The organism is Undibacterium sp. Ji22W, assembly GCF_049340305.1.
Lineage (GTDB): Bacteria > Pseudomonadota > Gammaproteobacteria > Burkholderiales > Burkholderiaceae_D > Undibacterium.
Window position 1 is genome coordinate 836,169 of record NZ_JBMPOU010000001.1, and the last position, 14,849, is coordinate 851,017.

Sequence of the window (14,849 nt, forward strand, 5' to 3'; positions counted from 1 at the left end):
GTTATTGATTGTCATACATTTGTGTGCGAAGACCTGAGCTGTTTAACAGTTCATACTGATCGCACTCGGATGTTTGTTCGCGCATGCTGGCGCTCGATTGAGCCTACAGCGTGTGCGATCAGGGAGTGTTTATGTTTGAATTATTCAATCCGCAAAAGTCCTTTCATGCATTGCAGGAAAAAGGGCCAAATCGTTGGGATTGGGCTTTATTACCTATCGTATTGGCAGTGATCACGGCGTTTGGATTTGCAGCGATGCAGATGAGTCGGCCATTTATGATCGGTCAAATGTTAGAGATTAGTTTGGACCCTAGTTATTTGCCGTACTACTTGTTGCGCACCATCTTACGCATGTTCACAGCGCTGGCGTTTGCTTTGCTTTTTAGTCTAGTGTTTGCTGCGGTTGCCGTTAAATATAAAGCGGCTGAACGTATCTTGATTCCTTTATTGGATATTTTGCAATCGGTGCCGATTTTGGGTTTTCAGGCGATTGCGATTGCGCCATTTATTGCCTTGTTTTCGGGGGATTTACTGGGAGTTGAATGCGCCGCGATCTTTGCGATTTTCACTTCGCAAGCATGGAATATGGCCTTTAGCTTGTATCAGTCGATGCGCACTGTGCCTTCTGAGTTAAATGAAGCTGCTCAAATTTTTCGCTTATCCGCCTGGCAGCGTTTCTGGCGTCTGGAGTTACCGTTTGCGATGCCAGGATTGTTGTGGAATATGATGATGTCGATGTCTGGTGGCTGGTTTTTTCTGGTCGCTGCGGAAGCGATTTCTGTCGCTGGACAAGACATCAAATTGCCTGGAATCGGGTCGTATATCGCGCTCGCGATCGAAACCAAAAATGGCCTCGCGATCACCTGGGCGATCATGGCTATGCTGGCGGGCATCTTGCTCTATGATCAATTGTTCTTCAGACCTTTGCTAGCATGGGCAGACAAGTTTCGTTTTGAAGAAACCCAGGGAGACACTGCGCAACAGTCATGGTTGTTGGATTGGCTGCGAAATAGTTCATGGTTTCGTGATGGCGCGCGTCGCTTCTGGCGTCAGGTAAGCAAAGCATTGATCTGGTTTAAGACCGCACATGACGGGGGATCTAAAAGTTCGTCCGTCCTGTCTTTATCTCCGGTATGGGGACGGTTGGGCAATGGCTTGTTAATACTTGTCGCTCTCATTGCCGCGTATAGATTGATCGTGTTTATCCATAGTGATGTTGGGTGGGGCGAGGTGGTGCATGTCTTTTTCTTAGGCTCGTTGACTTTGTTGCGGGTGATGGTTTTGATCGGCTTGGCGTCGCTAGTATGGGTACCTGTGTCAGTTTGGATAGGCTTGCGCCCGCAGTATTCGCAAAGAGTGCAGGCAGTGGCGCAATTTTTAGCTGCTTTCCCTGTCAATTTGATGTTTCCGGTGGTGGTGTTGGCCATGGTCAGTCTCGATTTGAGCCCGAATATCTGGCTTAGTCCCTTGATGGTATTTGGTACGCAGTGGTACATCTTATTCAATGTGGTATCTGGCGCGGCCGCGATTCCCAATGATTTACGCTTGGCGGCGGACAATCTGGGATTAAGCGGTTGGCTTAAATGGAAGCGTGTCTATCTGCCAGCGATTTTCCCCGCCTATATCACTGGCGCGATCACGGCAAGTGGTGGTTCTTGGAACGCGAGTATCGTGGCCGAATATGTTACTTGGGGAAAGACGACTTTAATCGCCGATGGTTTGGGTAGTTATATCAAGCAGATGACCGAGACGGGCGATTTTCACCGGATCGCTTTGGGCGTGAGTGTGATGTGTATTTTTGTGATGTTACTGAATCGATTTTTCTGGCGCAAATTGTATTTGCTAGCGGATGAACGTAGCTAAGCGAGCTAACTTAGTCTTGTGCACAAACGAAATACACCGAGAAATGAAGGAGCGAGGAAATGACGCAAAAAAATGTAATGCAATTAGCGGGTGTAAATAAGTCCTTTAAAGCCGCAGATGGAACTGCTCGATTGGTTTTGGATCAAGTTGATTTTGAATTAAAGGAAGGTGAAATCGTCGCCTTGCTTGGCAAATCTGGTTCTGGAAAATCGACCTTGTTGCGCATATTGGCGGGCTTGATTCCGGCCGATCAAGGACAAATGACTTATCGCGACCGAGCGATTGATGGACCGGTCGCAGGTGTGGCGATGGTGTTTCAGTCTTTTGCACTGTTTCCATGGCTGACGGTACAGCAAAACGTGGAATTAGGATTGGAAGCGCAAGGTGTGCCTGCGGCAGAACGTGAATTGCGGACAGATGCAGTGTTGGAGCTCATCGGTTTGGCAGGATTCGGTGGCGCCTTGCCACGTGAATTGTCCGGCGGCATGAAGCAACGAGTAGGTATCGCCCGTGCTTTGGTGACCAACCCTGATGTTTTATTGATGGATGAGGCGTTTTCCGCTTTGGATGTGCTCACCGGCGAAACCCTGCGTAATGATATGTTGGATTTGTGGGAGCACAGCAAGATTTCCACTAAAGGTATTTTGGTGGTGTCGCATAATATTGAAGAAGCTGTGATGATGGCGGATCGTGTGATTATTTTAGGGAGCGATCCAGGTCGCGTACGGTGCGAAGTCAAGATCGATCTTCCACGTCCGCGTGATGTTGAGTCTTTAGAGGTGAGAACCTTAATTGATGAAATATACGGTCTGATGACCATGCGTCATGTACATGACGCCAGTGTTGGCGAAACGACGCATCATCTCGGCTATCGCTTGCCGGATACGGATATCAGCCGGATTGAAGGGGTTCTTGATTTACTCGCCGATTCACCCTTCCATGGCCGTGCCGACTTACCGCAATTGGCGCAAGAAACTGAATTGTCGGATGAAGAATTGTTCCCAACTTATGAGGCTTTGAGCTTGCTTGGCTTAGCGACGATAGAACAAGGGGATATCAGTTTGACGCCTCTTGGTAGTCGTTATGTTGAAGCCGACAAACAAAATAAACAAGAGCTGTTTGGACAGCAATTATTGACGCATGTTCCATTGGCGAGTCATATCCGACGCCATTTGGAAACCGAAACAAATGGAAGCTTGGCGGAAGCACCACTGCTGGAATTGCTTGAAGAATTTATGAAGGAAGATGAAGCTAAACGCGTCTTGGAAATAGCGATTGAATGGGGTCGTTACGGAGAGGTCTATGAGTACGATTACCATACGGGACGTTTGACTTTGCCGGATGGTGACGACGACTAATTGTTAGCGAGATTATTGGCGGGATTACTGGCGAGATTGTTAGCGAGCATCGACGACTATTTGCAATGATCGGTTGCGACCTGATAAGCGACCACAAATAGTGACAAGATACTGCCACCCTGACGCAGACAATCCGGTTTAGCTGCACGATTTGCGGCCTGTTGAAATCTATCGTGTTTGCTCGATTTTGGATCTTCTAAGCTTGTTCCGCTTTTCTCGGCTAATTTTTGTATGTCAGATTTGCTTGCCTCATACGCTTGCCGTACGCTGTTGCTGTCGTACTTGAAACGCGCGGTAGCTGACATTGGATCGACAGGTTTGGTCGCCGCTGTGCTGTTTGGTGTTTCAGGGAAAACATTCACCAACTCGGTAGTAGATTTTGTTTCAGCATTGCTTTTTGTGCTGTGATCTATCGTTGACGCCGTAGTGTGTGGAATTGCAGTTGCTTGTGATGTTGTCTTAATGCGCTTGGGCGAAGGCGGAGTGATTGCAACAACGTCCTTTTGTATAATTTTCGCCTTAGCTTTTTCCGCTTGAAAACTAAGTAACATTATGCGCGCTACTGGACCTGCAGCCGGTAACGCTGTCTTTAGAAAGTCACGGTGCAATTGCATCAAAAAAAATAACGAGATTCCGACAGCCATAATGGCAGAGAACAGTCGTTGCCCATTTGAACGCGGCATGCAGAGCGGGTTTTGTTGGAGGTCTGTATAAAACATCTTGAAGGATAATCATACGAGTGATGCAAAAGTCGCTAGCATAAAGCCATAAGAATCATTTGCGTAAACTGTTTGATTAATTTATCAGATATGTATCCAAGCGTTCATCTCGTGATACCAATGGTAGCGTAGGCTGATCGGTTCGAATGTAAACTGTTCAGGCCTTGTACAGACAGTATTGATTTTTACCCGCTTTTTTGGCTTGATACATGGCTTCATCGGCGCCATGCATTATTTTTGTGATGTCATAGTCAGCTGTGTCTGCAAAATTGATGCCGATGCTTGCACCGATCTTGATCTGTATGGCGTCGCCAAAACGAATGATATTCGACGCTTCAGCAATGATCTTGTCAGCAATCTCTTGTACTTTGCTGACTTCCTCAATGTCTTTGAGTATGACGATAAATTCATCGCCACCAACTCGTGAAATAAAGTCTGATTTGCGTACTATACCGCTAAGTAGTTGGGTGAAATGAATCAACACTTTGTCACCAATATCGTGTCCGAATTGATCGTTCACTTCTTTAAAACCATCCAGATCTATCATCAACACATAGAAGCTTTGGATCAAGGTAGCATGCATTTCAAATTGTAGTCGTGCAATCGCCTTGTCAAACCCTAGCCGATTTGCAATACCAGTTAAGTGATCAGTCACTGCCAGATAATTTGCTGATTCTTCTAATTGCTTGCGCTCGGTAATATCGTTTACTAGTCCTTGTAAAACATTGTCTTCTACCGTGCTGATCACTAGGTTAATCCACTTTTTTTGCAGCGGCGACCCAACAGCCAATTCAAAATCTTCGGACGATACTTGATCTTCGTACATGGCATTTTCGAGCATTCCCTGCAGGCGTAAAGCATAATCATTTAAATTTTGCAGCAGGCTATTCTTGATCGTTTCATTGTTGGCGTCTGACGGGATCGCAAATAGTCTTAGGAACGCTGGATTAGACGAGATCACTTCGCCATTTGGTTTCAATAAAAAAATACCTGTCTCAGAATTATCAAAGATCGCGCGGAATTTCTTTTCACCGATTTGGTGTTGTATGCGTAGATCTCGCTCTTCTGCCAGAATATGCGAGAGCTTAGAAAACAGCGTATTGACGTCACGCACTAATTGTCCAATTTCATCTCTTTGGTTCCCAGGCGGTAATGGCAGGCTGGTGTTAGCATTCACTGGCAAGTGATGTAAACGGTCAGAAATGGTTTTAATCGGTCGCGTGATTAATATCATCACGATGGCTACGACGGCGCCCGCCATGATTAATGCCTGCAACATGAGGAGCAGGGCCGTAAAGCGCGCTTTGTGATTGACTTGGGCGCGGATAAAAGCCATGTCTGGCTTCAATTCTATCTGGCAAACTGATTCAGATTGATTGAAAGGCGAATAAATCGGACGTTCTATCAGTAATTCCTTTTTTAGGTTCGCCATTAAAGGATTGCTGTTACGAAGAAATTTGTTTTTTTGCAGATTGGTTAAAACCTGTTTGCTGGAAAAAATCCGAATGCTGGCGACGTCTTCGTTTTTTAATAAACCTTGCGCAACTTCTTTTGCCAGATTTGCATCGGACAAGTAGCACGCAATACTGACGGTGTTTTCGACCGTACTTAACAGCGTTCCCATGCGATTTTTGACTAACTCTTGCTCTGTATTGGATTCCCACAGATAGGTTACTGCCGCGAATAAACCACCGACGCACAAAGCTATCGTCAGCACGATAAAGCTGCTGCGATAGACGATGCTGGTGCGTAGTAATTGGAGAAGTCTGCGTGGTTTGAGCATAAATTGTCGTGGACACTGTCTTTCGGAAAATAAAATATTTTTGCCTAATTCTTAGAGGTGACAAGTGTCTACGATCGCAGCGGATCAAATACGATCTTGACCCGCTTGTCGATTTTCTTTCTATCGATATAGGCGATCGCGCCTTTGACATTGCTAACAATTTCCAGCGCTTGCTCAGTTGTCATGACTTGCTTGGGTGGCGAACCTTGCCCCGAAAACATTAGGCGCGCCCAGTAGGAACTGATTTCTGGAAGTTCTTTATTCACCATCACGCTATAGAAATTTGCTTTCTCCGCTAGTGGACTTTCTAGGTCAATTGGTTGTGCGTTGATACCTGAAGCGAGTTTGCGATTGCGTCCCATATAGACATTGATGACATCATCCTTACTCATCTTGTCGATACCCGCCTGCGGGTTAGCAACCACCACGAAATCATTCGACGCTTTGAGTGAGCCGCTATAACTAGTAGCCGCTAGCAGTAATAACAGCATCCATGATTGTCTTATGATCGACATGACGTTGGTGTTTGCTCAGTTAAAAATGAAGTTATAGCTGACACTAAGAATGTTGGCCTTACCATCCCAATTAGGTTGCGCATTGCGAATAATCAGACGTTCTTGATTGTGCAGATGATCTAACTGAAATTTAATATCACTGGTTTGATTCAAGTTGTAACGCAATCCTACGGACATTGAGTTTTGCTCATTGCGAGTTGCTTTTAGAAAGCCTTGTATACCTGCTTCGACCTGATCGATCGCAGGATGGACATGAGCGGGCAGACCGGTGTTGACGTTCTTGGAATTAAGTGGACGTGTTTTCGCAAGTGTGAAATAGGGCGTCCAGGACCTAAGCCGGTATGCCAGCGTAAAAAATGCAGCAACATTAGAGTTAAAACTCAAAGTCTGCGAATGCAGGCGACTGAGCATAAGTTGTGCTTGTAGTGGACCATCGTCATACACCACGCCTGCTGACAAATAATGTATCTCTTTGTTCTTGAAGCTTAAATTCTCACCCAACTTGGGCGCTGTCGGGCTAATTTGGACAAATAGGGGAGACTGCAACGCATCAATCAGACCTTGTATGCTTACAAAATTTTGATTGAAGCGTAGTGAAGTGTAGCCCAAACGAGTTAACCAATTCTGCGATTGAAATTCTAAGTGCCCACCCCATATCTTTGCTCCTTTTAAGGAGAAATAAATGTCCGGACTTTGTACCAATATCCGTTCGTTTGCTCTGCCTGCAAAGAGTTTGATTTTGACCTGATTCGCATCGACCGCATATTTATAAACAAGATCTGCACCGTCGATATAACTAACGATCAGACCACCAAAATATTCAACAGGTGGACGGACCCAAGTGTAAGAATATGCGACGTTTCTGGAGTCGGCTAACGGATAGACATCAAAACCCATGCGACCCAGGCGCAGATCGAGATTGTCGTTAGGGAAATATTTAAAAAATCCCCAACTCAGATCTGGTTGGAGATTTCTGTTCCCGCGACGAACTACGGTTTGTACAGTGGCATCCAGATAGTCATTAATACTGCCTGACAGTTGTAAGCCGAGTAGAGAATCAACCCCGAGGTCAAATCGACGACTAAATCCAACGCCTTTTGTTTGTAATAAGTCGCGCAAGTAATCGAATTTTTGGCTGGTGTTGTAGGTGACACCTAGCGTTCCGAAGCCGCTAAATTTGAAAGCTGCTTCGTCAGAGTTACTTAGAATATTGTAGTCTGGGATCTGAGCGTCGCCCGTATTTTTAGTCTGTGCAGTCGGCGCGATTTCGGTTGATGACTGTACGTTTTGTGCATGCAATTTTGTGGGTATCCAGCCATTCAGCATCAGGCCGATGAACAAGCAAACTAGCCACAAGCGACGATGAATCGGGCGGAGAACTGGATGCTTTTGAGAACAAGCTTTCATATAACCCCGCCGAGAACACAGCATTTCGCGATAAATATAGCTAAAAAGATGCGTAGAGAGACGCTAAGACATGCCCAAATTCATATTACACAGTAGCAATTAAGCTGGCAATGTCTTATTGGGGCGGTGTGTCAATCTTGACAGTGTAAAAATCTTTGGAGCGACGGAAATAAGACGATATCGTAATTTATACCAAATCAGAGACGCGTATGCCATTGTATATAAGCGTGTGTAGTACTGCTTTCCTAGTGCTAAATTTGTCGTTTCTGTTTATACATCAGCGGACTGAAGGTTGTGTACAGTCCGCTTTTTGCTCTATTCCGTAGATTTATTTATGCCTCAATCTGCTTTGCCAACTTGTAATATTAACTTACCAAAATTTTTGCCTTCAAATAGCATCATTAGTGCAGCCGGAAACTGATCTAGACCTTGCACGATGTCTTCGCGGGTGTGAAACTGTCCTTGCGCCATCCATTGCCCCATCTCTTTGACAGCCTCGGGATAACGTTTGACGTAATCAAAGACCACAATGCCTTCCATACGCGCGCGATTCACCAGCAAAGCGAGATAATTCGAAGGACCTTTGATCGCTGTTGTATTGTTGTATTGAGAGATTGCGCCGCAAATAATGATGCGGGCTTTCAGATTGATTCGAGTGAGCACTGTATCTAGAATTTCTCCACCTACATTGTCAAAATAGATGTCGACGCCGTTCGGGCAAAACTCTTTCAGGCCATCTTTAACCGAGTTGTTTTTATAATCGATGCAGGCATCAAAGCCAAGTTCATTGACGACGAAATCGCATTTTTCTTTGCCACCAGCAATGCCAACTACACGGCAGCCTTTTTGTTTCGCGACTTGCCCCACAGTTTGTCCTACTGCACCGGCCGCACCCGAAACCACTACGGTTTCGCCTGCTTTAGGCTGACCGACATCGAGCAAACCGAAGTAGGCTGTCATACCAGGCATACCGAGGGCATTCAAATATGCTGGTAGTGGTGCTAGGGTGGGATCAATTTTATAGAAACCAGCGTACTTATCACTTGCCATACCGGTCCAGTACTCTTGTACACCGATGCTGCCAGAGACATAGTCGCCGACTGCAAATCGTTCGGATTGAGATCCGACCACAATCCCTACACCACCAGCGCGCATGACTTCATTAATTTCTACCGGACGAATATACGACTTACCACCATTCATCCAGCCACGCATCGCTGGATCTATCGATAAATAGAGTGTTTTAACTTGTATCTCACCCTCGATGAGCTCCCGTAGAGGCTCGGTAGTATGTGACCAGCTTTCAGCAGTGGGAAATCCCACTGGACGGGAGGCTAATCGGATTTGACGATTCATAGTGGAAGGCATGAGGCAATCTCCTGATAAAAATACGCTGAAGTGATCGTCAAATGATGATCAATTGATGTCGACTAGTGACTATACATCAAATAGAACGACTGTGCTTTTATTTTGCGGAGCAAAAATTTACGGCGTGAACATGAGACAATGACGGTGTAAATTTTTCATAGAGCAGCTTGTCCTTTTGAATTATAGAATTCATTTTGATTCACTTTGATCCAATTTAACTATTAAGCAACTTATGCGTCCAGAATATATCTTGACTTTGTCTTGTCCCGACCAACGTGGCATCGTTCATGGCGTTTCCGGTTTCTTGACCAATCATGGCTGCAACATCATCGATTCCGCACAATTTGGTGATGCGCATTCACAGCTGTTTTTTATGCGTGTGCATTTTTCGCAAGAAGACCATCAGATCAGTGAACAGGTATTGCGCGATGAATTTGCACAAGTCGCACAGAGCTGGTCGATGGATTGGCAATTACACGACGCGCACCATAAACCACGGGTGGTATTGATGGTGTCAAAAATAGGACATTGCCTCAATGATTTATTGTTCCGCTATAAGAGTGGCTTATTGCCAGTGGAAATCAAGGCGATTATTTCGAATCATACGGATTTCTATCAATTAGCTGCGAGCTACAATATTCCCTTTCATCATTTGCCATTGGCTGCAGGTGCTAGCGCGGAACAGAAGCAACAACAAGAGCAAAAAGTACTCGATGTCATCAATGGTAATCAAGCTGAATTAGTCGTGCTTGCACGCTATATGCAGATATTATCGAACTCTCTGTGTCAGGCTTTGAATGGACGTGCAATCAATATTCACCATTCTTTTTTGCCCAGCTTTAAAGGTGCAAAGCCTTATTACCAAGCACATGATCGCGGCGTAAAGCTAATTGGGGCAACGGCGCACTTCGTCACAGGTGATCTGGATGAAGGTCCGATTATTGAACAAGATGTCGAGCGCGTTGATCACGCGATGGACCCAGAAAAACTCACCGCGATAGGTCGTGATGTTGAATGCGTGGTCCTCGCACGCGCAGTCAACTATTTCGTTGAACATCGCATCTTACTTAATGGACATAAGACGGTGGTTTTTAACTGATTGGTTCCTACTGGAACTCATCATCGTTTTATTCCCAATTTTCTACTAATTTATTTGAAACGCTAAGAACAATAATGGCACTGAAATCAACAATTTATAAAGCAGAACTGAATATTTCCGATATGGATCGCGGCTATTACGCCGATCATAGCTTGACGATTGCTCGTCATCCTTCAGAGACCGACGAACGCATGATGGTCAGAGTCGTGGCCTTCGCGATTCACGCCACAGAACGCCTAAGCTTTGGTAAGGGAATTTCCGATACCGAGGAACCAGATTTTTGGGAAAAGGATTATACCGACGCGATACTCTTATGGGGGGAAGTTGGTCAACCCGACGACCGCCGATTGTTGAAGGCTTGTGGCCGCGCCGAAAAAGTCGTGGTTTATAGTTTCGCACATGCCAGTAGTATTTGGTGGAAGCAAATCAATAGCCGCCTAGATCGGGCTAAGAATTTGTGTGTAAAAAATATCGCGTCTGAAACTAGCCAAGAACTCGCCAAAATGGCGGAACGCACCATGCAATTACAGTGCACGATACAAGACGGACAGATTTGGATGTCGGCGGGAGATCAATCGGTACAGATTGATTTAGAGACGTTTAAAGATTTTGGCTAAATAGCGCAAAGAAGAAAGCTCTCGGATGATGAAAAAGGCGCCGGGCAAGTTTGGTTTTGCTGTCGAAAATTAGACTTGCTGGGCACCTTTTTTGTGGCGGCTAACGATGCATTGTTTATTTTTTGTCGTGAGAGTTACCGCTTATGCTAGTGCAACACCTGAAGCATCAAAATAGCCATCAAACAGAATAGAACTTAAATAACGCTCACCCGAATCTGGCAGCACCACGACGATAGTCTTACCTGCATTTTCCGGCAACTTCGCCAGACGCACCGCAACCGCTGTCGCAGCACCACATGATATTCCCGCTAAAATACCTTCTTCCTTTGCCAAGCGTTGAGCGTATTCCACAGCTTCTTCATTGCTGACTTGTTCAATTAGATCGACCAGCGACAAGTCTAATACATCCGGCACAAAGCCTGCGCCTATACCTTGAATTTTATGCGGCGCTGGTTTGATTTCCTGACCGTTACGCTTTTGTGTCAACACCGGGCTAGCAGTAGGCTCGACCGCAACTGTTTGAATCGCCTTGCCTTGAGTTTGTTTGATGTAACGTGAAACGCCAGTAATCGTGCCGCCTGTACCTACACCAGAAACGAAGATGTCGACTTGACCTTCGGTATCATTCCAGATTTCTGGACCTGTAGTTTTCTCATGGATCGCAGGGTTGGCGGGATTCTTGAATTGCTGCAACAAAACATAACGATCAGGATCACTGGTTCGGATTTCTTCCGCCTTGGCGATTGCGCCATTCATGCCTTTTGCGCCCTCCGTCAAAATCAATTTTGCGCCAAAAGCGAGCAGCAATTTGCGACGCTCTACGCTCATGGTTTCTGGCATAGTTAGGGTCAAAGGAATTCCTTTGGCTGCAGCCACAAATGCCAACGCAATACCCGTATTGCCGCTGGTTGGTTCAATCAATTCCTTGCCTGGACCTAACAGACCGCGCGCTTCTGCATCCGCCACCATCGCCGCACCGATCCGGCATTTCACTGAGTATGCGGGGTTACGGCCTTCAATTTTGGCCAAAATAGTCGCACCAGCACCATCGCTGATGCGCTGCAGTTTGACTAGTGGAGTGCGACCTATAGAGTCGGCATTGCTTTGATAGATAGGCATAAGTTTCTCAATCCAAATAGGTAACTAAGACGAGTGAGGAGAATAATCGAAGCGGTAGCAATTTCAAACGACTATAAGATCATATTCTTATATGTTTTTGGGTGAGATAGTGTGTTCGCACCTCAAGCAACGGAATCTTTTCTGTATGATGATTATTTTAGTGGCACCAATTCAAACCTCTGACGCGTATTTTTTTCAACAGCCGGCTTCGAGTACAGCAAAGGAAAATACTCTCCTTTAGCCCATTGCTCCGCCAGATCTCTATAGTGCGGGCTGCTTGGATCACCGGATTGACCGGGCGCGTTGACGGCACGGGAATTATCCCAATTGCCTACGTCGATTACGACTCGAAATGAAGGACCGTTCAGTTGAATAAAATCACTTAAGCGGTAAGTGGATTGATTGACGGTATTTGCACTGCCACCGCGCGGGAGAGGGCCGACATCAAATTGTGTGCGACTAGCGCTATCCAACATTTTGGAAAATGGATGGGCGAACAGAGTTTTTTGCAGATTACCCCAACGCCAGTTTTTGTTATCCATGCCTTGTGATAGCTCTAGCTTTTTATAAGCCGTGCCCAAGCTAGTGAGCAATAGCGCATCGCGTGCCGTTTTCGCTTGTTGCGGATTGTTGCCAAACTGTGTCAGATAGCTAACACCGCCATTCGTGCTTTCTAAGTTATCTAACATGCGCGTCATGTCCGGCATACTGGTGACATGAACTGCTAAGTGATCCAGCATCAATTCCTTATACGCAGGCGCCAGGGTTTGGGTGAGCCAGACCTGGAATAAGGCTGCAGCGGCAGAGTCGACAGATTCGATGTGGTTCCAACTGAGTAAAACTTGTAGTGCTTTTTGCGTGGCGTCATCGTGCGCTTTTAAGGTTTTGAGGATAGCGGTCAAACGTTGCGCGGGCAAAGATAAAACATCATTTTGCAATTGCATAGAGTCTTCTAAAGAGAATTTCTTATCTTGCGATAAAACATCTGCAATGCGTTGATAGCGTGCCGGATGAGGCCATTCAAAGCCTAATTTTCGTTGGCGATAAGGAAAGTCTTTCGGCAGATTCATTTCATTGGCAGAAGCAAACCAAGCACTTTTGGGGTTGTAGCTCGACGGCAATTTGTCGCCAGGTAAAAAACCTGCCCATTCATAACGGCCATCGCCTGGCACAGGCAATAAGCCATCCCAGTTAGGACGTATCGGTGTCAAACCACCCGGTACCCAGCCGATATTTCCTTTGATATCGGCGTAAACCTGATTCTCGGTTGGTGCGCCCCAGTGCAACATGGCTTTCTTAAATTGGGTGAAATTTTGTGCACGCATATAGTCAATGCTACCAAAATAGGGTGCCATGCCGGCCTGTAGCCAACCAGTGCGTACGGCGAATGCGCGGTTCTTATTGGTTTCCTGGAAAATCACCGGCCCGTGGCGAGTGAACAGTAGCTCTGATTGCAGAGCTGCGCGGTCTTTGACCTGAAACACTTCTACTTGTTTCCTAAAATTCTCCCATTTGCCGCGATATTTGTACTGCATCTTATTGGCAGGATTGATTTCATAGACATATAAATCTTCCTGATCGATGCTCATAATCGTCAGGCCGAAGGCAATCGTTCCGTTGTGGCCTATAGAAATTCCTGGCAGCGCAGGTTCGCCGGCGCCAATGACATCCAATCCCGGCGCGCTCAAATGGGCAATATAGCGCAAAGATGGGGCCGAATATGCGCGATGAGGGTCATTCGCTAAAATCGCCCGACCTGTGCTGGTTTTTGTGGGGGCAATCACCCAGTTATTGCTGCCTTCCTGGCGCTCATCGTCGGCAGTCAGTGCTGGCGATTGATGCACAAGATTGTCACTACTTGAGGTCGATGTTTGCGAGAGTCGTAAGGTGTTAGTATCGAATTCGACATTTTGAGTTGCCAAAATAAATTGGCGCAAGATGCCATCTGGTAAACAAGGATCAAGTCCATCTGGAACTTTGGTCATCCAGCTTGGTGACAGGCGTTGACGTACTTCGTCAGCGCCTAAATTTCCATCGCAAGCAAATTTGGCACGTGTGACCTCAGAGGTGAGATTGCGCGTCAAACCATGGCTGCGTATGCGTACCACGTCTTCTGCTAACCAATGCGCTGGTAAATAGTTGAGCGTTTTAAACTCTATCGGCAATGCATCACGATTTTTCCGAACGTAATCAACATAGGCATTTATCCCTGCTACGAAGCGTGTGCTTAGTTGTTCAGCCTGTTGACCGTAGGCCGCCCATTCTTTGTGCATGTCGCCACGGTATAGGAATAAACGTGCAGCACGGTCTTGTTCTAAATAGTTGGCTCCAAATACTTCTGATAATTGCCCTAATCCACGGCGTCGCCATAAATCGAGTTGAAACAAGCGATCGCGCGCAGCATTAAAGCCTTGCGCGAAAAACACATCATCTTGACTCTTTGCATAGATGTGCGGCACGCCCCAGTGATCGACCAATATTTGTACTGGTTGTTGTATTCCGCTCACTTGCCACGACTGTTGCGCTGCCAGGATCTTACTCACTTGCTTTGCGGCATCATACTTTTTAAGTTCCGCCGCACCACCTTCTGTAGGATAAAAAATTTGTAGACTGAGCAAAGCTAAGCTAAGCTTAGCAAGTCGCTTGAAGGTGTAGTGGTGTTTTACAGTGTGAAGCCAGGTGTCAGCGTTGCTCGATGTCATTGTGTTAGTCATGGTCAATGGAAGTGAAAGAGGACTAGTTTTGATTGGGGATATTTGTTGTTGCTATTCTTTGGCCTTAGTATAAGTCCAATTAAATGGATTTCGTTCCGCTGATTTTACGTTTCGTCGCAACTTGTTTGTTTCTGTAGTGTGTGAAGTTTAGTATTTGCTTTTATCGAACGTCTTGCTTGTGCGTTGTATTCGTTGGTTTGCATTAAGCTCATCGATCATGTTCGTTTCAATAAAAAAAGCTGACACATTTAAGCATCATCTCCGGCGCAAGCCACTGTGTCTTTGTTC

The 14,849-nt window shown here is 46.0% G+C and carries 11 protein-coding genes; 4 read left to right on the forward strand and 7 right to left on the reverse strand.

The features are described from left to right. Nucleotides 1–131: 131 nt before the first annotated feature. Nucleotides 132–1,862: an ABC transporter permease gene (locus tag ACO0KW_RS03425; RefSeq protein ID WP_423050654.1), complete on the forward strand. Its 1,731-nt coding sequence runs from the start codon at nt 132–134 to the stop codon at nt 1,860–1,862. Between the two features lie 59 nt (nt 1,863–1,921). After that, nucleotides 1,922–3,220, forward strand: a complete 1,299-nt coding sequence (locus tag ACO0KW_RS03430) for a nitrate/sulfonate/bicarbonate ABC transporter ATP-binding protein (protein WP_423050656.1) — start codon at nt 1,922–1,924, stop codon at nt 3,218–3,220. Nucleotides 3,221–3,276: 56 nt separating this feature from the next. Here ACO0KW_RS03430 and ACO0KW_RS03435 read toward each other — a convergent pair whose 3' ends face one another. The 5 genes from ACO0KW_RS03435 to ACO0KW_RS03455 all read right to left on the reverse strand — a co-directional run bounded on the left by ACO0KW_RS03435 (nt 3,277) and on the right by ACO0KW_RS03455 (nt 9,012). Next, nucleotides 3,277–3,771, reverse strand: a complete 495-nt coding sequence (locus tag ACO0KW_RS03435; RefSeq protein WP_423050659.1) for a hypothetical protein — start codon at nt 3,769–3,771, stop codon at nt 3,277–3,279. Nucleotides 3,772–4,096: 325 nt separating this feature from the next. Continuing rightward, entirely contained in the window at nt 4,097–5,722 is a 1,626-nt protein-coding gene (locus tag ACO0KW_RS03440) for a diguanylate cyclase domain-containing protein (RefSeq protein WP_423050661.1), read from the reverse strand. A 68-nt stretch (nt 5,723–5,790) separates the two neighbouring features. Next, nucleotides 5,791–6,237: a hypothetical protein gene (locus tag ACO0KW_RS03445; protein WP_423050663.1), complete on the reverse strand. Its 447-nt coding sequence runs from the start codon at nt 6,235–6,237 to the stop codon at nt 5,791–5,793. 15 nt (nt 6,238–6,252) lie between these two features. Next, a complete protein-coding gene (locus ACO0KW_RS03450) occupies nt 6,253–7,644 on the reverse strand; it encodes a hypothetical protein (protein WP_423050665.1) in 1,392 nt (463 codons plus the stop codon). A gap of 339 nt (nt 7,645–7,983) precedes the next feature. Next, nucleotides 7,984–9,012, reverse strand: a complete 1,029-nt coding sequence (locus tag ACO0KW_RS03455) for an NADP-dependent oxidoreductase (protein WP_423050667.1) — start codon at nt 9,010–9,012, stop codon at nt 7,984–7,986. A 232-nt stretch (nt 9,013–9,244) separates the two neighbouring features. Here ACO0KW_RS03455 and purU point away from each other — a divergent pair, with 232 nt between their 5' ends. After that, nucleotides 9,245–10,111 carry a formyltetrahydrofolate deformylase gene (gene purU / locus ACO0KW_RS03460; RefSeq protein ID WP_423050669.1) on the forward strand — a complete coding sequence of 289 codons (867 nt, stop codon included), beginning with the start codon at nt 9,245–9,247 and terminating at the stop codon, nt 10,109–10,111. 74 nt (nt 10,112–10,185) lie between these two features. Continuing rightward, on the forward strand, nt 10,186–10,728 hold the full coding sequence (locus ACO0KW_RS03465; RefSeq protein WP_423050671.1) for a YaeQ family protein: 543 nt from the start codon (nt 10,186–10,188) through the stop codon (nt 10,726–10,728). Between the two features lie 141 nt (nt 10,729–10,869). Here ACO0KW_RS03465 and cysK read toward each other — a convergent pair whose 3' ends face one another. Beyond that, a complete protein-coding gene (gene cysK, locus ACO0KW_RS03470) occupies nt 10,870–11,847 on the reverse strand; it encodes a cysteine synthase A (protein ID WP_423050673.1) in 978 nt (325 codons plus the stop codon). A 152-nt stretch (nt 11,848–11,999) separates the two neighbouring features. Next, a complete protein-coding gene (locus tag ACO0KW_RS03475; RefSeq protein WP_423050675.1) occupies nt 12,000–14,561 on the reverse strand; it encodes a penicillin acylase family protein in 2,562 nt (853 codons plus the stop codon). Nucleotides 14,562–14,849: the final 288 nt, after the last annotated feature.

Coding starts and splice junctions, on each gene's coding strand:
- purU (WP_423050669.1), top strand. CDS start 9,245: ATGCGTCCAGAATATATCTTGACTTTGTCTTGTCCCGACCAACGTGGC.
- ACO0KW_RS03465 (WP_423050671.1), top strand. CDS start 10,186: ATGGCACTGAAATCAACAATTTATAAAGCAGAACTGAATATTTCCGAT.
- ACO0KW_RS03430 (WP_423050656.1), top strand. CDS start 1,922: ATGACGCAAAAAAATGTAATGCAATTAGCGGGTGTAAATAAGTCCTTT.
- ACO0KW_RS03475 (WP_423050675.1), bottom strand. CDS start 14,561: ATGACTAACACAATGACATCGAGCAACGCTGACACCTGGCTTCACACT.
- cysK (WP_423050673.1), bottom strand. CDS start 11,847: ATGCCTATCTATCAAAGCAATGCCGACTCTATAGGTCGCACTCCACTA.
- ACO0KW_RS03435 (WP_423050659.1), bottom strand. CDS start 3,771: ATGTTACTTAGTTTTCAAGCGGAAAAAGCTAAGGCGAAAATTATACAA.
- ACO0KW_RS03425 (WP_423050654.1), top strand. CDS start 132: ATGTTTGAATTATTCAATCCGCAAAAGTCCTTTCATGCATTGCAGGAA.
- ACO0KW_RS03445 (WP_423050663.1), bottom strand. CDS start 6,237: ATGTCGATCATAAGACAATCATGGATGCTGTTATTACTGCTAGCGGCT.
- ACO0KW_RS03450 (WP_423050665.1), bottom strand. CDS start 7,644: ATGAAAGCTTGTTCTCAAAAGCATCCAGTTCTCCGCCCGATTCATCGT.
- ACO0KW_RS03455 (WP_423050667.1), bottom strand. CDS start 9,012: ATGCCTTCCACTATGAATCGTCAAATCCGATTAGCCTCCCGTCCAGTG.
- ACO0KW_RS03440 (WP_423050661.1), bottom strand. CDS start 5,722: ATGCTCAAACCACGCAGACTTCTCCAATTACTACGCACCAGCATCGTC.